The organism is Nonomuraea sp. NPDC003727 (assembly GCF_053586935.1).
The window spans coordinates 623,572-645,749 of the sequence record NZ_JBSFNE010000001.1; the positions used below are offsets into that span (position 1 = coordinate 623,572).

21 protein-coding genes, 1 tRNA gene and 1 pseudogene are annotated in these 22,178 nt (G+C 69.1%); 12 read left to right on the forward strand and 11 right to left on the reverse strand.

The window, feature by feature from the left end; translation table 11 throughout:
• Window positions 1-5 precede the first annotated feature (5 nt).
• Window positions 6-461, reverse strand: coding sequence for a RidA family protein (locus ACWDLG_RS03165; RefSeq protein ID WP_449915431.1), 456 nt, complete (start codon window positions 459-461; stop codon window positions 6-8).
• Window positions 458-613, reverse strand: coding sequence for a hypothetical protein (locus ACWDLG_RS03170; protein WP_354907925.1), 156 nt, complete (start codon window positions 611-613; stop codon window positions 458-460). Before ACWDLG_RS03170 ends, ACWDLG_RS03165 begins: the two co-directional genes overlap by 4 nt.
• Before the next feature lie 118 nt (window positions 614-731).
• Here ACWDLG_RS03170 and ACWDLG_RS03175 point away from each other — a divergent pair, with 118 nt between their 5' ends.
• Both ACWDLG_RS03175 and ACWDLG_RS03180 read left to right on the forward strand, forming a co-directional pair.
• Window positions 732-1,742: an ArsA-related P-loop ATPase gene (locus ACWDLG_RS03175; protein WP_449915434.1), complete on the forward strand. Its 1,011-nt coding sequence runs from the start codon at window positions 732-734 to the stop codon at window positions 1,740-1,742.
• A gap of 43 nt (window positions 1,743-1,785) precedes the next feature.
• Entirely contained in the window at window positions 1,786-2,940 is a 1,155-nt protein-coding gene (locus tag ACWDLG_RS03180; protein WP_449915437.1) for an ArsA family ATPase, read from the forward strand.
• 60 nt (window positions 2,941-3,000) lie between these two features.
• On the opposite strand, the gene ACWDLG_RS03185 is transcribed toward ACWDLG_RS03180, so the two are convergent.
• The gene (locus tag ACWDLG_RS03185; protein ID WP_148036282.1) at window positions 3,001-3,297 is read right to left on the reverse strand and encodes a WhiB family transcriptional regulator; all 297 of its coding nucleotides are present in this window, start codon (window positions 3,295-3,297) and stop codon (window positions 3,001-3,003) included.
• A gap of 281 nt (window positions 3,298-3,578) precedes the next feature.
• On the opposite strand from ACWDLG_RS03185, the gene ACWDLG_RS03190 reads away from it, so the two are divergent.
• Entirely contained in the window at window positions 3,579-5,768 is a 2,190-nt protein-coding gene (locus ACWDLG_RS03190) for a transglycosylase domain-containing protein (RefSeq protein ID WP_449915439.1), read from the forward strand.
• A 955-nt stretch (window positions 5,769-6,723) separates the two neighbouring features.
• Here the strand turns inward: ACWDLG_RS03190 and ACWDLG_RS03195 are convergent.
• Window positions 6,724-7,176: a GatB/YqeY domain-containing protein gene (locus tag ACWDLG_RS03195; protein ID WP_354907930.1), complete on the reverse strand. Its 453-nt coding sequence runs from the start codon at window positions 7,174-7,176 to the stop codon at window positions 6,724-6,726.
• 30 nt (window positions 7,177-7,206) lie between these two features.
• On the opposite strand from ACWDLG_RS03195, the gene ACWDLG_RS03200 reads away from it, so the two are divergent.
• Together ACWDLG_RS03200 and ACWDLG_RS03205 are read left to right on the forward strand one after the other, a co-directional pair.
• On the forward strand, window positions 7,207-8,100 hold the full coding sequence (locus tag ACWDLG_RS03200) for a metallophosphoesterase (protein ID WP_354907931.1): 894 nt from the start codon (window positions 7,207-7,209) through the stop codon (window positions 8,098-8,100).
• 63 nt (window positions 8,101-8,163) lie between these two features.
• A tRNA-Pro gene (locus tag ACWDLG_RS03205) sits at window positions 8,164-8,237 on the forward strand.
• A gap of 107 nt (window positions 8,238-8,344) precedes the next feature.
• Here the strand turns inward: ACWDLG_RS03205 and ACWDLG_RS03210 are convergent.
• Complete coding sequence (locus ACWDLG_RS03210; protein ID WP_449915444.1) at window positions 8,345-8,494, reverse strand: hypothetical protein; 150 nt, start codon at window positions 8,492-8,494, stop codon at window positions 8,345-8,347.
• A 707-nt stretch (window positions 8,495-9,201) separates the two neighbouring features.
• Window positions 9,202-9,576, reverse strand: a complete 375-nt coding sequence (locus tag ACWDLG_RS03215; RefSeq protein WP_449915447.1) for a winged helix-turn-helix transcriptional regulator — start codon at window positions 9,574-9,576, stop codon at window positions 9,202-9,204.
• Between the two features lie 109 nt (window positions 9,577-9,685).
• Here ACWDLG_RS03215 and ACWDLG_RS03220 point away from each other — a divergent pair, with 109 nt between their 5' ends.
• On the forward strand, window positions 9,686-11,182 hold the full coding sequence (locus ACWDLG_RS03220; RefSeq protein ID WP_449915450.1) for an FAD-dependent monooxygenase: 1,497 nt from the start codon (window positions 9,686-9,688) through the stop codon (window positions 11,180-11,182).
• A gap of 208 nt (window positions 11,183-11,390) precedes the next feature.
• Window positions 11,391-11,534 (forward strand): annotated as a pseudogene (locus ACWDLG_RS03225) (IS5/IS1182 family transposase); the annotation flags it as partial.
• Window positions 11,535-12,180: 646 nt separating this feature from the next.
• On the opposite strand, the gene ACWDLG_RS03230 reads toward ACWDLG_RS03225, so the two are convergent.
• Complete coding sequence (locus tag ACWDLG_RS03230; protein WP_449915453.1) at window positions 12,181-13,026, reverse strand: alpha/beta fold hydrolase; 846 nt, start codon at window positions 13,024-13,026, stop codon at window positions 12,181-12,183.
• An 81-nt stretch (window positions 13,027-13,107) separates the two neighbouring features.
• On the opposite strand from ACWDLG_RS03230, the gene ACWDLG_RS03235 reads away from it, so the two are divergent.
• Complete coding sequence (locus tag ACWDLG_RS03235) at window positions 13,108-13,557, forward strand: MarR family winged helix-turn-helix transcriptional regulator (RefSeq protein ID WP_449915455.1); 450 nt, start codon at window positions 13,108-13,110, stop codon at window positions 13,555-13,557.
• A 358-nt stretch (window positions 13,558-13,915) separates the two neighbouring features.
• On the opposite strand, the gene ACWDLG_RS03240 is transcribed toward ACWDLG_RS03235, so the two are convergent.
• The 3 genes from ACWDLG_RS03240 to ACWDLG_RS03250 form a co-directional block, all read right to left on the reverse strand.
• Window positions 13,916-14,329 (reverse strand): hypothetical protein, encoded by a 414-nt coding sequence (locus ACWDLG_RS03240; protein WP_354907935.1) that lies wholly within the window; start codon window positions 14,327-14,329, stop codon window positions 13,916-13,918.
• A gap of 484 nt (window positions 14,330-14,813) precedes the next feature.
• A complete protein-coding gene (locus tag ACWDLG_RS03245; RefSeq protein ID WP_449915457.1) occupies window positions 14,814-16,199 on the reverse strand; it encodes a DHA2 family efflux MFS transporter permease subunit in 1,386 nt (461 codons plus the stop codon).
• Window positions 16,200-16,251: 52 nt separating this feature from the next.
• A complete protein-coding gene (locus tag ACWDLG_RS03250) occupies window positions 16,252-17,085 on the reverse strand; it encodes an NAD(P)H-binding protein (RefSeq protein ID WP_449915460.1) in 834 nt (277 codons plus the stop codon).
• Between the two features lie 100 nt (window positions 17,086-17,185).
• Here ACWDLG_RS03250 and ACWDLG_RS03255 point away from each other — a divergent pair, with 100 nt between their 5' ends.
• From ACWDLG_RS03255 to ACWDLG_RS03270, 4 genes are all read left to right on the forward strand, one after another.
• Window positions 17,186-17,665 carry a MarR family winged helix-turn-helix transcriptional regulator gene (locus ACWDLG_RS03255; protein ID WP_449915463.1) on the forward strand — a complete coding sequence of 160 codons (480 nt, stop codon included), beginning with the start codon at window positions 17,186-17,188 and terminating at the stop codon, window positions 17,663-17,665.
• Window positions 17,666-17,842: 177 nt separating this feature from the next.
• On the forward strand, window positions 17,843-19,435 hold the full coding sequence (locus ACWDLG_RS03260) for a serine hydrolase domain-containing protein (protein ID WP_449915466.1): 1,593 nt from the start codon (window positions 17,843-17,845) through the stop codon (window positions 19,433-19,435).
• Between the two features lie 265 nt (window positions 19,436-19,700).
• Window positions 19,701-19,874: a CsbD family protein gene (locus ACWDLG_RS03265; protein WP_354907941.1), complete on the forward strand. Its 174-nt coding sequence runs from the start codon at window positions 19,701-19,703 to the stop codon at window positions 19,872-19,874.
• 111 nt (window positions 19,875-19,985) lie between these two features.
• The gene (locus ACWDLG_RS03270) at window positions 19,986-20,930 is read left to right on the forward strand and encodes a D-2-hydroxyacid dehydrogenase family protein (protein WP_449915469.1); all 945 of its coding nucleotides are present in this window, start codon (window positions 19,986-19,988) and stop codon (window positions 20,928-20,930) included.
• Window positions 20,931-21,272: 342 nt separating this feature from the next.
• Here ACWDLG_RS03270 and ACWDLG_RS03275 read toward each other — a convergent pair whose 3' ends face one another.
• Window positions 21,273-22,178: a TauD/TfdA family dioxygenase gene (locus tag ACWDLG_RS03275; protein WP_354907944.1), complete on the reverse strand. Its 906-nt coding sequence runs from the start codon at window positions 22,176-22,178 to the stop codon at window positions 21,273-21,275.

Here is a 22,178-nt window from a genome sequence, read left to right on the forward strand (position 1 = left end):
TTCTTCTACACTTCCGCTATCAGCTCGACCTCGACCGGGGCGTCCAGCGGCAGGACCGCGACGCCGACCGCGCTGCGGGCGTGCACGCCCGCGTCACCGAGGACGTCCCTGAGCAGCTCGCTGGCACCGTTGCCGACCTGCGGCTGAGCGGTGAAGTCCGGCGCGCTGGCGACGAACACGACCACCTTGACGATCCGCTTGATCGCGGACAGGTCGCCGACCTGCGACTTGAGGGCCGCCAGGGCGTTGAGCGCGCAGATCCTCGCCAGGTCCCGCCCCTCGTCGACGGTCACCTCGGCGCCGACCTTGCCGGTCGTCACCAGCTTGCCGTCGACGATCGGGAGCTGACCCGAGGTGTAGACGTGGTCACCCGAGCGCACGGCCGGCACGTACGCCGCCAGCGGGGCGACGACCTCGGGCAGGGTCAGGCCGAGCTCGGCCAACTTCTCCTCGGGGTTCATGCCTTCTCCCTCTTGAAGTAGGCCACCAGGCCCTGACCGTCGGGACCCGGCACGATCTGGACGAGCTCCCAGCCGTCCGCGCCGAAGTTGTCGAGGATCATCTTGGTGTTGTGGATCAGCACCGGAGCGGTGAGATACTCCCATTTCTTCATGAGGGCCAGCGTAGTGAACAGCCCCCCTCCGGACCGCCGCGCGGTGGCCCGCGAGGGCGGCCCAGTGTGAGAAATCTCAAAGGCGGACGGCAAGTAACCGTTCGGTAGCCTGACAAGTGTGACTGCTACCGCTAGGGACACCGATTGGGACGGCGTGCGACTCCACGTCGTGACCGGTAAGGGCGGCACCGGCAAGACGACTGTGGCCGCCTCGCTCGCTCTGGCCCTCGCCTCAGGCGGTCGCAAGGTCCTCCTCGTCGAGGTCGAGGGCAGGCAGGGCATCGCGCAGATCTTCGACCTGCCGCCGCTGCCGTACGAGGAGCGCAGGATCGCCGTCGCCCCCGGCGGCGGCGACGTCCACGCGCTGGCCATCGACCCCGAAGAGGCCATGCTCGACTACCTCGAGATGTTCTACGGCATGCGCCGCGCCGGCCGCGCGCTGACCAAGATGGGCATCGTCGACTTCGCCACCACCGTGGCTCCCGGCTTCCGCGACGTGCTGGTGACCGGCAAGACCACCGAGGCCGTACGGCGGCGCGGCAAGAACGGCAGGCGCGTCTACGACGCCGTGGTGCTCGACGCGCCGCCCACGGGCCGCATCGGCCGCTTCCTCAACGTGACCGAGGAGGTGGCGGATCTGGCCAGGGTCGGTCCGATCAAGAACCATTCGGAGCTCGTGAGCGGTGTGGTGAAATCCGCCGAGACGGCCGTCCACTTCGTGACGCTCCTGGAGGAGATGCCGGTCCAGGAAACGCTCGACGGCATTGCCGAATTGCGTTCGGCCGGTCTTCCCGTGGGTGGAATCTTCATCAACATGGTGCGTGAATCACAGCTTCCCGAGGCCGTTCTTGACTCGGCTGTCAAGGGACGATTCGACGCGGCGGAGATCGCTCTGGGGCTCAAGGCGGCCGGTCTGGCCGACGGGGCGAGCGACGCGACGGCGGTGGCCGAGGCGCTGGCCGCGGAGGTCGTCGAGCACGCCCGCCGTACCGAACTGGAGAAGACCGAGCGCGCCACGCTCCGGAAGGCCACCGTGCCGTGCTACGAGCTGCCGCTGCTGGCGGACGGCGTCGACCTGGCGGGGCTGTACGAGCTGGCCGAGACCATCTGCGCCGAGGGCGCCGCGTGACCGAGCGGCGCGACACGGTCGTGACGCCGGCGAAGGAGGCACCGTGACCCGTACTCCCCCCGTTCTCGACGTCGACGCGATCCTCGACGATCGCGGCACCCGCATCGTCGTCTGCTGCGGCTCCGGCGGCGTGGGCAAGACCACGACCGCCGCGGCGCTGGGGCTGCGGGCCGCCGAGCGCGGGCGCAGGTCGGTCGTGCTGACCGTCGACCCGGCCCGCAGGCTGGCGCAGTCGATGGGCCTGACCGAGCTGGACAACACCCCGCGCCTGGTCCACACGGCGGGCGAGGGACAGCTGTTCGCCATGATGCTCGACATGAAGCGGACCTTCGACGAGATCATCGAGGCACACGCCGACCCCGAGCGTGCCCGCCAGATCCTGACGAACCCCTTCTACCAGTCGCTCAGCTCCAGCTTCGCCGGCACCCAGGAGTACATGGCGATGGAGAAGCTGGGCCAGCTGCGCCGCTCCGACGAGTGGGACCTGATCATCGTCGACACCCCGCCCTCGCGCTCCGCGCTCGACTTCCTCGACGCGCCCGAACGGCTCGGCCGCTTCCTCGACGGCCGGTTCATCAGGCTGCTGATGGCACCGGCCAAGGCCGGGGGGCGCAGCGCGTTCAAGCTGTTCAACGCCGGGTTCGGGCTGGTCGCCGGAGCGATGACCAAGCTCCTCGGCGCGCAGGTGATCAAGGATCTGCAGACCTTCGTGTCGGCGCTCGACGCGGTCTTCGGCGGGTTCAGGCAGCGCGCCGAGATGACCTACAAGCTGCTGCAGGCGCCGGGCACCGCGTTCGTGGTCGTCGCCTCCCCCGAGCGCGACGCGATGCGCGAAGCCTCCTACTTCGTCGAACGGCTCGCCGAGGAGCGCATGCCGCTGGCCGGCCTGGTGATCAATCGGGTGCACGAGTCGCCCGCGGTGGCGCTGTCGGCCACCCGCAGCGCGGCCGCCGCAGAGGAACTGGAGTCGAGGGGCGAGCACGAGCTGACCGCCGCCGTGCTCCGCCTGCACGCCGGGCGGATGCAGCTCGCCGCCCGCGAGCACCGCGAGCGCGAGCACTTCCTGTCGGCCCACCCCACCGTGCCGGTCGTCCAGGTCGCGGCCATGTCGGAGGACGTCCACGACCTGACCGGACTGCACGAGATCGGGCGGCTGCTGGCCACCGGAACGGAAGCGACCGTCCGGCACAGCGCCTGAACCGGCCCCGAGCATGACAGTACGGCCGGCGGGAATCCCGCCGGCCGTACTGTCATGACGTCAGCCGGCGATCAGCTCGTTCGTCCGCTCGTACTCCTCCTTCGCGGACTCCAGCAGCTCGCGCCAGGAGTCCACGTCAGGCCGCCGCCGGAGCAGCGCTCGCCGTTCCCGTTCCGTCATACCGCCCCACACCCCGAACTCGATGCGGTTGTCGAGCGCATCGGCGAGGCACTCGGTACGGACCGGGCATCCTCGGCAGATCAGCTTCGCCCTGTTCTGAGCGGCACCCTGGACGAACAGCGCGTCCGGGTCCGCACCCCGACAGGCGGCACGGGAGGTCCAATCCGTGATCCACATGTTTCGACCCCACTCCCCTTCGGTGGTTGAGTCGTCGTTTGGGGCCGACGGGCGCGGGCGCCGAGCCTCCGTATTCAGTTGCCGCAGAGGAGAACGTACGCAACCATGCCTTCGGGCCGACAGACCCCGGCAGGACCAATTTCTCGCCAGTACCTTGACCGGGAATGACTAGTCACCTCGCTCAGTCAAGGCGAAATGGCCTCCGGTTACCGATTAGGCAGCGCTTTCGACGTAGTCTTGGGTCTGTGCAAGCTCAGGGCAAAGACCAGTCGAACCCCATCGTGAACGTCGTGCGGCTGCTGGCCGCCGGCACGGCCGCGGGGGTGCTGACCGCCGCCATAGCCCTGCCCGCGGTGGGCGGGGTCGGCCTGACCGCCAAGTCGACCACCGAGACGCTGGCGCTGCGGCCGGAGAACCTGGACGAGCCGCCGCTCCCTGAGCGCACCGAGATCTACGACTCCACCGGCAAGCAGATCGCGCAGTTCTACTACCAGAACCGCGAATCGGTGAAGATCAACCAGATCGCGCCCGTCATGCTGGACGCGATCATCTCGATCGAGGACGTCCGCTTCCGCGAGCACGGCGCCATCGACCTGGAGGGCACCGCCCGCGCCCTGGCCAAGAACGTCACGGGCGGCGGCGTGGTCCAGGGTGGCTCCTCGATCACCCAGCAGTACGTCAAGCTGGTGCAGTTCAACAAGGCCAAGACGAAGAAAGAAGCCATGGCGGCCATCGCGCCGACCCTGAACCGCAAGCTCAACGAGCTGCGCTACGCCATGGCCATCGAGGAGAAGTACACCAAGGACCAGATCCTCGAGAAGTACCTCAACATCTCCTACTTCGGCGCCAGCGCCTACGGCATCCAGGCCGCGGCCAAGCGCTTCTTCGGCAAGCCGGCCTCCGAGCTCGACCTGTCGGAGGCGGCGACGCTGGCCGGAGCCGTCCAGAACCCGGTCCGCACCGACCCGACGCTCGGCAAGACCGCCAGGGACAACCTGTTCAAGCGCCGCAACCTCGTCCTCGACACGATGGCCAAGTACGGCAAGATCACCCCCGCCGAGGCCGAGGCGGCCAAGAAGGAGAAGCTGGGCTTCAAGGGCACGAAGATCCCGGGCGGCTGCGAGGAGAGCAAGTACCCGTACTTCTGCCTCTACGTCAAGAACGAGATCCTCACCAACCCCGACTTCGGCGCCACCCCCGAGGAGCGCGAGAAGCGGCTCCAGCAGGGCGGCCTGCGCATCAAGACCACGCTCGACCCGAAGATGCAGCAGGCCTCGGAAACCGCGATCAAGAAGTACGTCTTCGCCAAGGACAAGCCCGCCGCCGCGCAGGCCATGGTCGTCCCCGGCACCGGCGAGATCCGGGCCATGGCCGCCAGCCGCAAGTTCGGCGACAACAGGAAGAAGAACGAGACCCTGATCAACCTGGCCGCCGACAGCAAGCACGGCGGCGGCGTCGGGTTCCAGCAGGGCTCGACCGCGAAGGCCTTCACGCTGGCGGCCGCCATCGAGAACGGCTGGAAGCTCGACGACGGCAACTCCACCGGCAAGACCTACGACGTCCCCGCCGTCGACAACACCCCGTTCCGCGACTGCAAGGGCCTCAGGGTCGGCTCGACGCACCAGGTCTTCAACTCCAGCGAGGGCGGCGGCGGCTTCAAGACCCTCAGGACCGGCACGCTCGGCTCGGTCAACACCTTCTTCATGAAGCTCGAGGAGCAGGTCGGCCTCTGCAAGGTCGTCAAGATGGCCGAGAAGCTCGGCATCAAGCGCTCCGACGGCGGCAAGCTCCAGCAGGTCCCCACCTTCACGCTCGGCGTCAACGAGATGGACCCGGTGACCGTCGCCAACGCCTTCGCCGTCTTCGCGGGCCGCGGCCAGTACTGCAGCCCGATGGCCATCACCGAGATCCGCGACCGCAACGGCAAGATCACCACGGCCAAGCCCAAGTGCAAGCAGGTCATGGACGAGGACGTCGCCGACGCGGTCAACGAGGTCATGTCCGACGTCTTCACCCGGGGCACCATGACCGAGGTCGGCGGCATCGGCAGGGACGCGGCCGGCAAGACCGGCACCACCGACGGCTACACCGCCGCCTGGTTCGCCGGCTACACCCCGAACCTGGCCTCCGCCGTCAGCCTCGGCGACCCGCGCGGCGCCTTCGACCACGACCTGACCAACGTCACCATCGGCGGACGCTTCTACAGCTACGTCTACGGCGCCACCATCTCCGGGCGGATCTGGAAGGACTCCATGCTCAAGTCGCTCCGCGGCGTCGAGCCCGTCTCCTTCACGCGCTACGACGCCGACAAGTTCGGCGGATGCACCAAGAGCTGCGCGCCCAAGCCGCCGAAGAAGGACAAGGACCGCGACAGGGACCGCGGCAACCCGTTCGGTCCGCCCGACGACGAGAACCCGCTGGACATCTGGGACAACGACGACAACGGCGGAACGATCACGCCCGAAGACTGACCCACCCCGACGCCGGAGGCCAGACCGCCTCCGGCGTCACCCGTTCCCGGGGGCGCTATCTACGCGTTCCCGGGGGCGCCGTCTGGCTGCTTTCCAGGGTCGCCCTGTTCCTGGGGCTCCGTCTGCTTGTCCTGGGGCTCCGGCTGCTTGTCCTGGAGGCGCCGGCTTCTGTACGGCAAGCCGTCCCACGGCCACCGTGGTCACCGCTGACCGCCCGTCCATCACGCCACTCCAGCGACGCCGACGACCCGCCGTGACGTGGCCGCCGACCCGCGCCCGCCCGACCAGGACCCCGCCGGCCGAACGGCCCGCCCACCGCACATGGACCGCTCGCCACACACCCACCCGCCAGCTGCATGTTCCGCGTGGCGCACACCCCCCGACAGCTGCACGTGCCGCTAACCACACCCGCCGCCGAGTGCACGCGCCGCTCGCCACACCCACCCGCCAGTTACATGTTCCGCGTGGCGCACACCCGCCCGCCAACTGCACGTGCCCGCTTGCCGAGTGCACGGGCCGCTCGCCGCACACCCACCTGCCGCGTGCACGGGCCGCTCGCCGTAGCGTCGTCCCCGGTGCACGGGCCGCTCGCCGTACTGCCGCCCACCGGGGGTGCACGCCGCGCGGAACGGGCGTGATCCCGCGCCTGGAGGCGGCGTACCCGAGAACCATCACGCCCCGCCTCCCCCTCCGAGACGGCAAGCCGGAGGTCGACGAGCAGGGGCGCCCGGCACTCCGAGAAAGCGCGGGGTCCGCCCAGAATGCGGGGTCCGCCCAGAATGAGGGCGCGCCCGGGTTCTGGGATGAACCGGGCGTGCCCTCGCCCGCAGGAGCCCGTGGAAGCCTCTGGAAAGCAGGAGATTCTGGAAGCCTCTGAAAGCAGGAGACCTGGAAGCCCCTGGAAAGCAGGAGCCCTTGGATGCCCCTGGAAGGAGCGGGGGAAGCCCGGGAGGGGCTAGCTGAGGCGTGCGCGGACGATCTGGGCCACCCTGCCGCCCTCGGCGCGCCCGGCGACCTTGGGGTTGACGACCTTCATCACCTGGCCCATCGCCTGCGGCCCTGACACGCCGAGTTCGGCGACGGCCTCGTCCACGATGCGGCCGAGCTCGTCGTCCGACAGCTGCGCGGGCAGGTACTCCTCCAGCACCGCCTGCTCGTCCAGCTCCGCCTGGGCCTGCTCCTTGCGGCCCGCGTTGCCGAACGCCTCCGCGGCCTCACGACGCTTCTTGGCCTCCTTGGTGAGGACCTTGATGATCTCGTCGTCGGACAGCTCCCTGGCCTCCTTGCCCGCGACCTCCTCCACGTTGACCGCGGCCAGCGCCATGCGGATGGTCCGCAGGCGTACCTCGTCCCTGCTCTTCAACGAGGCCGACAGGTCGGCCTTCAGCTTGTCCTTCAATGCGCTCATGCGCTCCATCCTTTCAGGCATGATGAAGAGATGAGGAAAGCTGTCGCAATCCCCCTGTCCCTGATGGGCCTCGGTCTGGCCGGCCTTGGCTACGCCTCGGTCATCGAGCGCAACAGCTTTCGCCTCAGGCGCTTCGACGTACCGGTTCTCGAGCGCGGCCAGCGGCCCGTGCGCATCCTGCACCTGTCCGACCTCCACCTGACGCCGGGGCGGCGCATGCTCATCAACTGGGTGCGTTCGCTCGGCTCCCTGGAGCCCGACCTGGTGGTCAACACCGGCGACTCCATCGCCCACGTCGACGCCGTGCCGTCCCTGCTGCACGCCCTGGAGCCGCTGCTGTCGCGGCCCGGCCTGTTCGTGTACGGCTCGAACGACCTCTACGCGCCCAAGCCGAAGAACCCGGCCCGCTACCTCTGGCGTACCTCGAAGAACGACCGCCGCCAGCACGTCCCCTCCCTGCCGTGGCGCGAGCTGGGCGAGGGCATGGCCGCCGAGGGCTGGCTCGACATGAACAACACCACGGCCCGCATCAAGGTCGGCGACCTCGACATCGCCGTCGCCGGCATCCACGACTCGCACATCGACCGCGACCGCTACGACCTGGTCGCCGGCCCGGCGCCCCGCGACGCCGACCTCCGCCTCGGCGTCATGCACTCCCCCGAACCGCGCAACCTGAGCCGCTTCGCCGCCGACGGCTACCAGCTCCTGCTCGCCGGCCACACCCACGGTGGCCAGCTCTGCATCCCGTTCTACGGGGCGCTGGTCACCAACTGCGGCATCGACAGGGCGCGCGTGAAGGGCCTGCACCGGCACTCGTCCGCCTGGCTCCACGTATCGGCGGGGCTCGGAACCTCCCCCTACGCGCCGGTTCGGTTCGCGTGCTTCCCCGAGGCGTCGTTGCTGACATTGGTTCCGCGACGCTGAGGCGTCACATGTGGTTCGGAAGTCCGCTAGACTCGTGCAGGCACGCACAAGACGGGCGTGCACCGGGGTGTAGCGCAGCTTGGCAGCGCGCTTCGTTCGGGACGAAGAGGCCGTGGGTTCAAATCCCGCCACCCCGACCCAGTAGGTGCAGGTGAGAAGAGGCTTCGGAGAGATCCGGGGCCTCTTTTTCGTTCTCTGAAGGTCGATGGGGAGCCAAACGGGGAGCCACCTCAGTCAGACTTTTCTAGCTGTCGCCGAAGATGGCGTTCATGGTCTCGGCACCTTTGGTGATCACCGGCTTGAGTTGATGCCGATAGACCTCCTCCGTGACGCTGGTGCCGGAGTGCCCCACGAGATCGGCGATGGTCTCGATGGACACGCCATGGTCACTCATGATCGAAACGAACGAGTGACGGAGTTCGCGGGGAGTCCAGTTCTTGCCGACCCCGCCCGAGCTATGATCTTCCTGAAGGATCGCCGGACTCTCCCGGCACCCAAGGGAGCACCGATATCGGTGGTGAACACCAAACCGGAGTCCTCCCAGAGTTCCCCGACCTCCTCCCTGCGAGCGACCTGCTTCGCGTGGTGCAGTCGGAGCGCATTGGCCGCGAGCTGGGGCAGTTCCAAGGTTCGGCGCGACTTGCGCGTCTTGGTGTCGCCTCCCACTCGATCAGCTCGCCACACGTAGATGGCGAACCGCTCGTGAGGAACCCCACCTCGGTTACCGGACGCCAGGATCTCCGAGACTTCACCCAGGCGACTAGGTGATCCCCAACGCAGCGCGCGGGCTTCTTCGGTACGGATGCCCGTCGTGAGACTGAGCACCACGTACGCGTGGAGATCTGACGACTCTGCGGCTTTGAGCACCGCTTCGGCTTGTTGTTGCGCAAGCGCTCGACTCGGCCGGCCGCGCCTGCCTTTTGGCGTGACCACCAGCTCAGCTACGTTCCTGAGAACCAGGTCGCGCGCTTGTGCATGGCGGATGGCCCGTTTCAGAACCGCGTGAACTTCCGCGAGGCGCGCTCCCCGCGCACGTGGGGACGGTCCCTGCCGTGGCTGCCGCCCGGCACCCCATCCACAGCGCTCCCCGCGCACGCGGGGTCAGGGAAGCGCGGCGCCGGCGTCGTGGGCCGCGCGCGCGGCGATCAGTTCGGACAAGTGCGCACTGGTCCACTCACAGACAGCGGCCAGAGGGCGGAACAGCGTGCGGCCGAGGGGGGTGAGCTCGTACTCCACGCGGGGCGGATTCTCGGCGTAGGCGGTGCGGGAGACCAGGCCGTCGCGCTCCATCGAACGCAGCGAGGCGGCGAGCGTCTTCGGCGTGATTCCCCGCAGCGGCACCAGGAGCTCCGAGAAGCGCCGGGGACCTCCGGCGAGACAGGCGATGATCTTCACGGCCCACTTGCCGCCGATCTGGATCGGCGGCCTGGCAGAGGCACACCCCGCGAACATGTCGGGATCCAACGGTCGGGTCACCGGTCCATCGTAGGCAACTATCGTTGCGGAAACCGGCACCCCCGCTACTACCGTCTGCGCAGTGGCCGGCGACTTCACCGCCAGCCTCCTGTCGAACGGAGCATCCGTGATGAACGTCGATGTGATCGTCGTCGGAGCCGGACCGACCGGGCTCATGCTCGCCACCGAGCTGGGCCTCGCCGGAGTACGCGCCGTTGTCGTCGAACGGCTGACGCAGCGCAGCGGACAGTCCAAGGCGCTCGGCATCCAGCCCCGCTCCGCGGAGGTGCTCGAACTGCGAGGCCTCCTGGAACCGCTCATGGACCGGGCGGTCCAGCGGGTGGCCGGCGGGCACTTCGCCGGGTTGCGGCTGGACTTCACCGCCTGGGACACCCGGCACCCGTACGGGATCGGCATCCCTCAGGGGCGGGTCGAGGCGCTGCTCGAGGAACGGCTCGGCGAGCTGGGCATCCAGGTCCTGCGCGGGCACGAGGTTACCGCGCTGTCGCAGGATCCCGACGGGGTCGAGGCGACTCTGCTCGGGCCCAGGGGCGAGTCACGGCTCACGGCACGTTTCCTCGTGGGCTGCGACGGCGGGCGCAGCACCGTCCGCGAGCTCCTGGGCATCGGATTTCCCGGCCTGGACGGGAAGCTGTCCTCGGTGGTCTGTGACATCACGATCTCCGACTCGGACGGCGCCGTGCCGGAGACCTGGCGCCTGCCCGTCATGACCCCCGACAGGACCGGCAAGGGCTACATCGCTCCGATCGGCGACGGCGTCCACCGGTTCCTCTTCTACGGGGCCGAGCAGCAAGGACTGTCCCGCGACACCCCGATCACAGAGGAGGAGGTGGACCGGGCACTGCGCAACGCGTTCGGACCGGGGGTTCGGGTCACGGACATCCGGTGGGCCTCCCGGTTCACCGACGCCTCGCGGCAGGTCGAGCGGTACCGTCACGGGCGGATCCTGCTCGCCGGGGATGCCGCGCACATCCACTCGCCCATGGGTGGGCAGGGGATGAACCTCGGCCTGCAGGACGCGTTCAACCTGGGGTGGAAGCTCGCGGCGGAGATCGGCGGGTGGGCGCACGAGGGGCTGCTCGACACCTATCACACCGAACGGCATCCGGTCGCCGCGCGCGTCCTGGCCAACACCCGCGCCCAGGCCGTCCTCCTCGTCCATGACGAGGAGAACCTGGCCCTGCGCGACATCGTCGAGGAACTGCTGCGGGTGCCGGACGCCAACCGGATCGTCGCTGGGATGATCTCAGGGCTGGACATCCGCTACGACCTGCCCGGCCGACCCCACCCACTGCTGGGGCGCCACATCCCTGATCTCGACCTGATGACGCCGTTCGGGCCCGACCGTGTAGCGCGGCTGCTGCGCGACGGCCGCGGCCTGCTGCTGACGACCGGCGACGAGGCCGTGTTCGCCGAGGCCGCCGAGGCATGGGCGGCCAGGATCGGCCGGGTGCATGTGAAGGGCGAACTCGGTGCGGACGCGGTGCTGGTACGGCCCGACGGTTATGTCTGCTGGGCTGGTTCCGCCGCCGACGTCTCCAGCCTGACCGACGCCTTGGCACGGTGGGCAGGTGCCGCCGTGACGACCATCAGATCGCGATCATAACCGGGTGCCACGTGAGCGCCGCTACCTTTCCGACTTAACCGATGCGCAATGGGCGCCGATCGGGCCGCTGCTTCCCACTCCGAGCACGGACGGACGGCCCAAGAAGCACCCGCGCCGCGACATCGTGGTGGAGTGGAGTCAGCGGATCTTGCAAACCATGCTGCACGTTGTCCGCAAGGCACCCGGACAGATCGGGTTCGCGGTAATCAAGCGGCGGTGGGTCGTCGATCGGTCGCTGGCCTGGCTGACCAGTCATCGCCGCCTGGCACGGGACTATGAGCGCCAGCCGGCCACGGCCGAGGCCATGATCCGGTGGGCGGCGATCAGCGGAATGGCCCGCCGCCTTACCCGGGGAAGCGCCGCAACTCGTCAGCAGCGCCTCGCCCTCACTCGTCCAACGGAGTGACCCTTCTCAAACACGCACTAAGACATGGTCCGCTGGCGGAGGCGCCAAGAGGCTCTCAATCATGATCAGTCCCCAATGCGTCACCAAACCGCCCGTGTGGATCTTAGGCGTAGCGCGCCGGTGCAGGTCAGAGCCATGATCTCGTTGGTCTGAGCCTTCCCCTATGGATCAGAAGGCTATGGGTTCCTCCTGTCGGCCTCGGCGCGCGGAGCGCGTCTCAAGCTCTCGTTGTGAGTGACGTATTGAGTGACAATGGCGGCAAACGATCACAAACGTCTGCGGACGTCCACAAACGTTCTATGCAGCTCAGGATGCCGACAGAGCAAGTTCAAACACATGTTCGAATTGCTTCGGGACGAAGAGGCCGTGGGTTCAAATCCCGCCACCCCGACCCAGAAGTAGCAGCACAAAGGCCAGTTCCGGAGATCGGAACTGGCCTTCTGCGTTGGCTGAGTGTCTACAGCCCCAGATCCGAAGTTCTGGGACTCGAACCTCCAAAGTGGCCGGCACAGCCGCGCCAAGACAGCCGTGAGCCGCCGTGCGGGAACATCATCGCCGCCATCGCGAACACGGCGAACGCGAGGATCAGATCTCAGTGGGAGGCCGCGGGACCTGCGGCGAAGTCGTGGATGAGCTTCCAGATCTGGGCGGGCGCCTCTTCCTGGGCGAAGTGGCCGACGCCGGGCACCAGGGCGGTGGTCAGATGCTGGATTCCCGACTCGCGGAACCCTTGCGCGTAGGTGGCGATGTCGCCGCCTTCTCCGTCGCCGCGCAGGTAGAGAAGCGGCGTGCTGACCGGTCCGGCTTCGGCGAAAACCGCGTTGTCCCGCGCGTCCTGACCGAAGGCGCGGTAGAGGTCGAACCCGGCGGTGAGTGCCGCGTCGCCGTCATAGGCGACGGCGTGGGCACGCCGCGACTCCGGGGTGATCCTCGCCGGGTCCACCGACAGCACGTCGTAGAAGTAGTCGAAGTATTCGGCCTGATGCCCCTGGACCAGGATCTCCGGCAACGCCGTTACGGCGTGGAAGCCGAAGTGCCAGATGTAGGGGTTCGCCAGGACGTCACTCCATGGGGCCACGCCAGGGATCACCGTGTTCATGATCACAACACGGGCGACGTCGTCGTATTGCCGTAGATAGGCGTAGGCGATCATCCCACCGGCGTCGTGTCCGACCAGCGTCAGGTCGGTGAGTTCGAGACGCCGCACCAGCTCGTGCACCACTCCCGCCAGGCGAAGCTTGGATCCACCCGGGACAGCCCCAACGGATTCGCCGATTCCGGGCAGATCGATGGCGATGACCCGAGCGTCCGCGGCGGCCGCATCCATCACGCCCTCCCATGCCCGCCATGATTCCGGCCAGCCGTGCAGGAACAGGAACGGCTTGCCCCGCGGATCCCCCACTTCGACGGCATGCAGCGAGAAATCGGCGATCGACACGTGGGTATGACGCGGCCTAATAGACATGTTTCATGTCTATCAAACGACATGAAACATGTCTAATCGACTAGTCTGGTGGGCGTGAGCAACGACGACGGCCCCACCTTCGAGCGGGGAACGGGTTTCCTGCTGGCACGGCTGGGCTCGCTGGCAGCACGGTCGTGGACCGGGTTCCTGACAGGGCACGATCTCACCCAGGCCCAGTACGCGGTCCTTGTGACAGTCAGGGAACAGGGGCCTGTCGGCCAGCGGCGCCTTGCCGAACTGATCGCCGTGGATGCCCGCAACATCGTGCTGGTCCTCGACTCCCTGGCCGCCAAAGGGCTCATCGAGCGCAGGGTGCATGACCTCGACCGCCGCCGCCGCGTCATCACCCTCACCGACGGCGGAAACGCCCTCCTCGACACCATGGTCGCCACCGCGGCGACCGAGCAGGATCACTTCCTCCACGCCCTGACCCATCGTGAACGCGAACACCTCAACCGCCTGCTCAGAACGGTCTACGACTCGCACGTTCCGGCTCCCGGCTGACGCGTCCAGTGGCTGCCGGCGACCGTGAGCTTGTCGCCGAAGACGGTGTTCATCGTGTGGGCGCCCTTGCTGATCACGGCTTGAACCGGTGCTGGTGGACCGCTTCCGTGACGCTGGTGTCCGCGTGCCCGACGAGATCGGCGATGGACTCGATGGACACACCACGGACGCTCGTCTCCACCGAGCCATCCGCTCCTCCTTCGCCGGCGGATGTCGCGTGCGGCGAGGCGCGCCGGAACGAAAGTCACCGGTCCCCGGGCGATCCGGTCCTGGTGGGGCTTCCGCTCCGATGCGCCTCGCACTGCGACAGATCAACGGGTCGGCGGGGACAGCGCCGATACCCTCCGCCCGCCCGTCATCACCCTCCGGGGTTCGCGCACTTCCTGATCTGCCTGCGGATGTCGTCGCCGGTGTTGACCCACGCGTCGGTCAGCACCGTCTGCGTGCCGTCACCGCCCGCACCGTAGCCGCCGCCCAGGGAGATCCAGGCGGTGGTCGAACCGTACGGGCCGGTGACCTTCGGGCCCTCCAGCCAGCACACCGGATGGACCGTGTCCCCGTAGGCGTACCAGCCCACGGGGCGCTTGCCGAAGTTGATCCGGTACACCTCCCCATCGGCGGTCCCGCCGATGGTGGTCGCCTCGAACGTGGCGAGCCCCGCCGTGTTGACCACCTTGCCGGTGAGTGCCTGCTGGGCCGAGGCCGCACCCGGCAGGGCCGTCATCCCTGCCGCCAGAAGCCCGCCCGCGACCAGCGCGCCGATCTTCCTCATCGTCTGTTCCCTTCGTCGTGACGAACGCTGCGAGATCACTTTCGGCAGGCAGGCACGATGTCCACCACCGGTGGACAGCACCTGCGGACAACAACCGGACACTCCCGGATGGCCGGCGACCATGACCGTCTGCTCTGCGATGAGGACGCGACGGACTGCACCGGCTCGGCGGCGCTGCGGAAGCGCTGGTACCCGAACCCGCCCCAGGAGGCCGTGGTGATCCCGGAGACCGGCCACGTGCTGACGGCTGGGGGCCGTCCCCGTGTCAGACGCAACGGCTTTCCTCCGGGACGACGAGGCCGAGAGCGCCGACCCCTTGAACGCAAGATCAGTCCTGGAGGGTCTTCGCACGGCTTGGAGGGTTTCCGTCGGTCGGGCGGCAGAGGCGTCCGTGATCCACAGAACGTCGACGAACGAAGCCTGCGCCCGGCCGGACGGGTGCGGAGCAGGGCATGGCGAGAGCGGTGCGCCCCTGGTCGTTTCCTCAGTGGTGGCCGGGCTGGGCGTTGCGGGGCATGAGCCAGACGAGGCCGCAGCAGGCGAAGGTGGCGGCGGCCACGACGGTCAGGCTGAGCGCGGCGCCGCCGGAGGTGTGGAAGTAGACGGTGGTGATGGCGGCCGCGCCGATGCTGTTGGCCAGTTGCTGGATGGCCGACAGGGAGCCGCTGGCGCTGCCGGACTGCTTCTGGTCGACGTCGCCGAGGGTGACCTGGTAGATGGAGCCGAAGCAGGTGCCCAGGCCCAGACCGGTGACGAACACCGGCAGGGCGAGCGCCGGGCCGGAAGCCCGGGTCTGCACGAACGCGAGCAGCACGAGGGTGCCGGCCAAGGTCAGGACCAGGCCGATGAAGACGAGGGTACGGCCCAGCCGGGCGATCAGCCGGTGCGCCGCGATCGAGGCGACGATGATGCCGGCCGCGATCGGCGCCAGGCCGAGGGACGCCTGGGTCGGGCTGTGGTGGAGCACGTCCTGCAGGAACAAGGAGAGGACGAGCAGCAGGCCGGAGACCCCGGCGTAGAAGACCAGCCCGAGGATCAGGCCGGAGGTGAAGCCGCGGTTCTTCAGCAGGGACGGCTCGATGAGCGGGTTGGCCGCGACGCGCTGGCGCAGGAAGAACAGGGCGAGGAAGCAGGCGCCCGCCGCCAGGGAGAGGATCGGGCGCGCGGTCCAGCCGTGGCCGGGGCCGTCGATCAGGCCGTAGAGCAGGCCGAGCATGGTCGCGGCGAGCAGGCCGGAGCCCAGGGCGTCCACCGTGACCGTACGGTCGCCGTCGTCGTGCGGCAGGAGCCGGGCGGCCAGGACGATGGCCAGACCACCGAGCAGGATGTTGATCAGGAACATGGCGCGCCAGCCGAGCCCGAACAGGTCGGCGTCGATGAGCGCGCCGGCGACGATGGGGCCGCTGATGGCGGACAGTCCGAGTCCGGGGACGAAGACGCTGAAGGCCTTGCCGATCTCCTCGCGGGGGAACACCGCGCCGAGGATGCCGAAGCCCTGCGGGATCAGCAGCGCCCCGAAGGCTCCTTGCAGGAGCCGGAAGACGATGGCGGACGCGGGACCGACGGCCAGGCCACAGGCGATGGACGCGAGAGTGAAGCCGGTGATCCCGATCAGGAACAGGCGGCGCCTGCCGTACTTGTCGCCGAGCCGTCCGCCGACCACGAGCAGGACGCCCATCGCCAGGGCGTAACTGGCGCCGAGCCACTGGATGAGAGCCTGACCGCCGTGCAGGTCGGCGGCGATGGTGGGGGCGGCGATGTTGGTGATCGTCGCGTCGAGCAGGTCGAGGATCGCGGCGAAGAGGATGACGGCGAGGATGGCCCAGCGTCTGCGGACGAGGGTCTTCGGGGGCGCCGAGAGAGTGGACATGAGGGGTGCCTTAGGAGAAGGGCGGGCCTGAACGTCGGCCCGGCGGCGGTTGTCACTGCTGGAAGGCCGCGGCGTTGTCGCGGGCCCACTGCTCGAAGGTGCGGGCGGGCGTGCCGAGGAGGGTCTGGGTGGTGTCGGCGACGGCGGCGGGGGCGGCCGAGGCGGCGGCCCACAGGGCGAGCAGGGAGGCGACCATCGGGGCCGGCATGTACCGGCTCATCTGCTGCTCGGCCTCGGCGTGGGTGATCTGCACGAGGGGGATGTCCCGGCCGAGGACGTCGGACAGGACGGCGAGCTGCCGGCGGAAGGTGAGCGCCTGGCCGCCGGTGAGGGTGACCGCGCGGCCCTTGAGCGAGTCGCCGGTCAGCGCCTCGACGGCGATGTCGGCGATGTCGTCGGGGTGGATGGGCGCGATGTCGGCGTCGGGGTAGGCGAGCTGGATCGGCAGGTTCTGGCCGATGAAGTAGGCCCAGCCGAGGGCGTTGCTGGCGAAGGCGTCGGGGCGCAGGAAGGTGTGGACCAGGTCGGAGGCGGCGAGGGCCTGCTCGACTTTCAGGCTGTGGGAGGCCAGGGGGTCGGTCTCGGCGTCGGGGCCGAGGACCGAGGAGGACGACAGCAGGACGACGTGCTCGACCCCCGCGGCCTGGGCGCTCTTGATGAAGGCGTCGATGCCGGTGGGGTCGGGGTAGAGGAAGACCTGCCGTACTCCGTCGAGCGCGGCGTCGGTGGGGTGGTCGAGCGCGAGCTCGACGGCCTCGACGCCGGCGGGGACGGTGAGCTCGGCGGGGTTGGCGCTGGCGGCGCGGACGGGAAGCCCGGTGGCGTGGAGGCGGGCGATGATCGCCTGGCCGACCTTGCCGCGGGCGCCGGTGACGAGGATGGTCATGAGGAACTCCTTTTCGTGTTGATCGACACATGCATGCTGTCATGCACATAATTTCATGTCAACACATGTCTTCGGAGACTCATGGATATACGATGGACGCGTGACGAATGACGAGCTACTGGACGCTGTGGGGCCGGCCTTCTCCAAGCTGCGCCGTACCTCGCTGCTAGAGGTGGAGAACCCGATCTCGACCAAGGACCTGAGCAGGACCCTCGTCCTCAACATCGTCCTGGAGCACCCCCAGGGCGACGGCAAGGAGGTCACCGTGGGAGCGGTGGCGGAGGTGCTGGGAGTGGATCCCTCGGTCGCCAGCCGGATGGTCACCGACAACATCAAGGCCGGCTATCTGATCCGGGCGGCCTCCCAGGAGGACGGCCGTCGCACCGTCCTGCGGCTCAGCCCCGAAGGCCGCGAGCTCATGACGCGCTTCCGCCGCCACCAGCGCTCGGCGTTCGAGTACATCACCGCCGACTGGTCGGAGCACGATCGGCTGGAGTTCGCCCGCCTGATGCTCAAGTACGTCGACTCGCTGGCGCACCTGAACGAGAGAGCCCAGGCCCGCGACACGAAGGGCGCCTAGTCACCGTTCAGGCGTCGCCGCCCCAGTGCTCGAGGGCGCCCTCCTTCGGCTCGGCCGTGGACGCCGGGGTCCACCTGACGAAAGTCAGGGTCAGGGGCGGCCGATCGGCCACTGTGTGGCACCCTGGCCGACTCCTAGCGTTCCTTCCCAGCGGACGAAGAGCTCGGAAGGAACCCGATGAAGGTGCGGAAGATCGCGGCGATGGCCGGTCTGGCCGGCGTGCTGCTGGCCACGGGGATGACGGCGGCGGGCGCCTCGACGACGGGGACGACGACGGCGGGCGCCTCAGCAACGGCGCACGCCTCGGCAGCGGCGGGCGCCTCAACGACCGCGCACGCCTCGGCGGCACCGAAGAGCGCGGACCTGAGCGCGAGCGTGATCGACGACTTCATGCGCGGCTATGTCGAGAGGACCCGGCTGCCTGGCGCCGTGGTCGCCGTCACCAAGGGCGACCAGGTCGTCCATGTCGCGGGCTACGGCCACACGGCCGGCGGCGAGGCCATCACGAAGACGACGCCGATGCCGCTCGCCTCGGTGTCCAAGTCCTTCACGGCCTTGGCGGTGCTTCGGCTCGCCGACCAGGGCACGATCAGCCTGGACTCCCCCGTACGGACATATCTCCCCGAGTTCACCATGGCCGACCCGCGCGCCGAGAAGATCACCGTGCGCCAGCTGCTCCAGCAGACCTCGGGGATGAGCGACATGAGCTTCCCTGAGCTGACGCTCCCCGCGCCGGACACCCTCAAGGACGCCGTCGCGATGCTGCGGACCGCTCCGCTCGACACCGAGCCCGGCGCCAGGATGGCCTACCACAACCCCAACTACGCCGTCGCGGCGCGACTGGTGGAGGTGGTGGCGGGGATGCCGTTCGCGGACTACATGGCCACCGCGGTGTTCCGTCCACTCGGCATGACGTCCACCAGGACCGTGAACACCACCAGGGACCTGCCGGGTGAGGGCGCCGGTTACGTCCGGGCCTACGGGCAGCTCATCGGGCGCTCCCACCCGAAGTGGTTCGTCAGCGGCTCCTTCGGCGTCGTCAGCACCGCCGACGACCTGGCCAGATGGCTGATCGCGCAGAACGGCGCCGGCCGCGTCCTGCCCAGGAAGACCCTGAAGACCGCCCAGACCGCGTCCGGTGTGGCCGGCAGCACGTACGGCATGGGCTGGGTGGCCGGCAGGACCGCCGGTGGAGCGCCCCAGCTCCAGCACACCGGCTGGCTGCTCACCCACAACTCCGCGCAGACGCTCCTCCCCGCGAGCCGGTACGGCATCGCCGTCGTCACCAACACGGGGATGATCTCCGGCGACGACGCGCTCCTCATCACCAACGGCCTGATCGACATCATCGAGGGCCGCCCCGACGCCGGAGCGGCGCCCTTCACCATGACCGCGGACCCCTGGCTGGCCGGCCTGACCGTGCTCAACCTCGGACTCGGCCTCCTGGGGGTCTGCCGTGCCCGCCGCTGGGCCCGCCGCCGCACGGGCCAGGCCGTCTGGCGCCCGCTGCTGCGGCTGCTGCCGTACGCGGTGCCGATCGTGTTCTTCTTCGGCCTCGCCGACCTGATCGGTCTCCTGATGCACAGGTCAGGCACGCTGGAGCAGATCACGTACGTGTGGCTCGCCCTGTACGTCTGGGCCGCCACGGCCGCGCTGGCCGCTGCCGCCGTCATCGTCTGCCGTCTCGTCCACCTCGTTGGTGTCCGCGGCCCTCGTGATTGGCGGCGCCGGAGGACCGCCCGCGGTGGCGCTCTGTCGTCGACGACATGAAACGGGTCGCCGTGAACCCGGCGTGCCCGTGTACTTATGGGAATCCAGGGCAGCGTGGTGGGTGGAGCCGTCCGGCCGGTCGAGGCCGGCGCGCACCGTGGCGGCCCGCAGGCGTGCCAACTGGTGGATGAGCCGGTGCCTGCGGTGACCGTCGTGGGATCGACCGCAGCTCCACGTGATGTGGACGGCGACGACGCGCATGCCCCGGCTGCTCGCGCGGACGTACTGTGGAAGTGGACATTCGCCACGCAGGGGAGGCGCGGGGATGGGCAAGACGGAGAAGGCCAAGGGCAAGGCAGAGGAAGTAAAAGGCGAGGTCAAGCGGGATGTCGGGGAGATGACCGGCAACCAGTCGATGCGGGCCAAGGGGAAGGCCGAGAAGATCAAGGGCAATCTCAAGCAGGCCGCCGAGAAGGCGAAGGACGCCTTCAAGAAGTGATCGAAGGCGAAGGACCGGCCACGAACCGCGTGGCCGGTCCTTCCGTGGCCGGCCTTGACAGGAGGGGCGTCGGCTCTCACCTCGGTGACGTCAGCTTGGTAGGGTCCGGCCATGCTGCGTTGCGCCATCCTCGACGACTACCAGAACGTCGCTCTCACCCTGGCCGACTGGACCGCCGTCGAGGCGAGGAGCATCCAGGAGCACATCGACTCGATCGACGACCTCGTCACGGCGATCGCCGACGACGAGATCGTGATGATCATGAGGGAGCGCACGCCGTTCCCCGCCGAGGTGTTCGCCAGGCTGCCCAAGCTGCGGCTGCTGATCACCTCCGGCATGCGCAACGCCTCCATCGACCTCGACGCCGCCCGAGCCCACGGCGTGACCGTCTGCGGGACCGGCGGTTTCTCCACGCCGCCCACCGAGCTGACGTGGGCGCTCATCCTCGGCCTGGCCAGGCACCTGATGCACGAGTCCGCCGCCATGCGCGCCGGCGGGCCCTGGCTAACCACCGTGGGCACCGACCTGCACGGCGCCACCCTCGGCCTGGTCGGCCTCGGCAAGATCGGCTCCCAGGTCGCGAAGGTCGCCCAGGCCTTCGGCATGGACGTCGTGGCCTGGAGCGAGAACCTCACCCGCGCGCGTACCGACGAGGCCGGCGTACGGCTGGCGCCCTCGCTGGAGGCGCTGCTGTCCGAATCCGCCTTCGTCTCCGTCCATCTCGTCCTGAGCGAGCGCACCCGCGGCCTGATCGGCGCCAAGGAACTGGCGGCGATGCGCTCGGACGCCTACCTGGTGAACACCTCGCGCGCGGCCATCGTCGATCAGCCGGCACTCATCCGGGCGCTGGAAAGCCGCGCGATCGCCGGCGCCGGCCTCGACGTCTTCGACATCGAGCCGCTGCCCGCCGACCACCCCTTCAGAGCGCTTCCCAACGTGCTGGCCACCCCGCACCTCGGCTACGTGACCATGGCCAACTACCGCACGTACTTCCGCGAGGCCGCGGAGAACGTCACCGCCTTCCTCTCCGGCGCCCCGCTCCGCGTCCTGACCTGAGCGCGACTCGCCGGCCATCAGGCCTGACGCACCCGCCAGGAGCTCGGACCCATGCCGGCCCGACGCACCCGCCAGGAGCTCGGACCCATGCCGGCCCGACGCACCCGCCAGGAGCTCGGACCCATCCCGGCCCGACGCGCCCGCCAGGGGCTCGCGCGCACCGGTCGGCTCCGGCGTCCGGCAGAGTGCGCCGGTTCGACGACCTGCCCGCGGACCCCGCCGCCGGACCCCGCCGGCGGGCCCTGCCGACAGACCCCGCCGGCGCGTGGACTTCCCCCGGGGACGCAGGGTGCCCCCGAGGGGAGGTCGTCCGTCGAACAGGGCGGCCGCCCGCGAACGCGGTCAGATCATCGCGACGAGGATTCTCCGGTTGCCGGTGTAGGCGTGGCGGCCGTGCATCACCAGCAAGTTGTCGATCATCATGACGTCGCCCTGCTGCCAGGGGAAGGCGCACTCGTTGCGTTTGGCGACCTCGCGGACCTGGCGAAGGTCGGCCACGTCCAGCGCGCTCCCGTCCCCGTAGGTGGCCTGCAGCGGCAGTTCCTCGTCGGAGGCCGCCATCTCCAGCAGGGCCTCGGCCTCGTCGTCGGGCAGGCTGGAGACGTGCCACTGCTCGGCCTGGTTGAACCAGACCTCCTCGCCGGTCTCCGGGTGGCGGCGGACGGCGGGGCGCACCTGCCGTACCCGCAACTCGTCGTCCTCCGTCCAGCGGAACTCGGCGCCGGTCTCGGCCAGGGCACGCTCGACCTCGTCCCGGTCGGCGGTCTCGTAGGTGTCCTGCCAGGACTTGCCCAGCCCGAAGCCGCCGTGCAGGTTCTGCAGGTAGGCGACCCCTCTGGTGGCGAAGCGCTCGCGCACGTCCGGCGCCAGGCCCGCCAGCACCGCGCGAGAGTCGGAGACGGGTGTGGCGCCGCCGGTGGCCGGGGCCTGGTCGCAGTAGAAGAACAGCCGCGACGGCCAGCGGTGCGCGTAGGACAGCTCGTTGTGCAGGGAGATCTCGTACTCCGCCGGATACTCGGTGGAGGTCCACACGCCGGTCTGTACGGCGACGCGGGGCGAGTTGCCGTGGCGGTAGTTGGTGAACGGCTCGCCGAAGGTGCTGACGAACTCGTGGAAGGCGGCCGGCGAGTCGACGCCGAGGCCGCGGAAGAGCACCGCGCCGTGCTGGAGCAGCAGTTCGTCGGCGGGCCCGCGCGCGGCGTCGTCCAGCACGGCGATCGTGGTCGCGCCCGAGGTGATCTTTTCCAT

What these genes read in the sequence shown, in the direction of transcription:
- ACWDLG_RS03275 (WP_354907944.1), bottom strand. Translation starts at nt 22,178, where the DNA reads ATGGAAAAGATCACCTCGGGCGCGACCACGATCGCCGTGCTGGACGAC.
- ACWDLG_RS03240 (WP_354907935.1), bottom strand. Translation starts at nt 14,329, where the DNA reads ATGAGGAAGATCGGCGCGCTGGTCGCGGGCGGGCTTCTGGCGGCAGGG.
- ACWDLG_RS03185 (WP_148036282.1), bottom strand. Translation starts at nt 3,297, where the DNA reads ATGTGGATCACGGATTGGACCTCCCGTGCCGCCTGTCGGGGTGCGGAC.
- ACWDLG_RS03260 (WP_449915466.1), top strand. Translation starts at nt 17,843, where the DNA reads ATGAAGGTGCGGAAGATCGCGGCGATGGCCGGTCTGGCCGGCGTGCTG.
- ACWDLG_RS03165 (WP_449915431.1), bottom strand. Translation starts at nt 461, where the DNA reads ATGAACCCCGAGGAGAAGTTGGCCGAGCTCGGCCTGACCCTGCCCGAG.
- ACWDLG_RS03220 (WP_449915450.1), top strand. Translation starts at nt 9,686, where the DNA reads ATGAACGTCGATGTGATCGTCGTCGGAGCCGGACCGACCGGGCTCATG.
- ACWDLG_RS03250 (WP_449915460.1), bottom strand. Translation starts at nt 17,085, where the DNA reads ATGACCATCCTCGTCACCGGCGCCCGCGGCAAGGTCGGCCAGGCGATC.
- ACWDLG_RS03195 (WP_354907930.1), bottom strand. Translation starts at nt 7,176, where the DNA reads ATGAGCGCATTGAAGGACAAGCTGAAGGCCGACCTGTCGGCCTCGTTG.
- ACWDLG_RS03210 (WP_449915444.1), bottom strand. Translation starts at nt 8,494, where the DNA reads ATGAGTGACCATGGCGTGTCCATCGAGACCATCGCCGATCTCGTGGGG.
- ACWDLG_RS03270 (WP_449915469.1), top strand. Translation starts at nt 19,986, where the DNA reads ATGCTGCGTTGCGCCATCCTCGACGACTACCAGAACGTCGCTCTCACC.
- ACWDLG_RS03265 (WP_354907941.1), top strand. Translation starts at nt 19,701, where the DNA reads ATGGGCAAGACGGAGAAGGCCAAGGGCAAGGCAGAGGAAGTAAAAGGC.
- ACWDLG_RS03200 (WP_354907931.1), top strand. Translation starts at nt 7,207, where the DNA reads ATGAGGAAAGCTGTCGCAATCCCCCTGTCCCTGATGGGCCTCGGTCTG.
- ACWDLG_RS03245 (WP_449915457.1), bottom strand. Translation starts at nt 16,199, where the DNA reads ATGTCCACTCTCTCGGCGCCCCCGAAGACCCTCGTCCGCAGACGCTGG.
- ACWDLG_RS03170 (WP_354907925.1), bottom strand. Translation starts at nt 613, where the DNA reads ATGAAGAAATGGGAGTATCTCACCGCTCCGGTGCTGATCCACAACACC.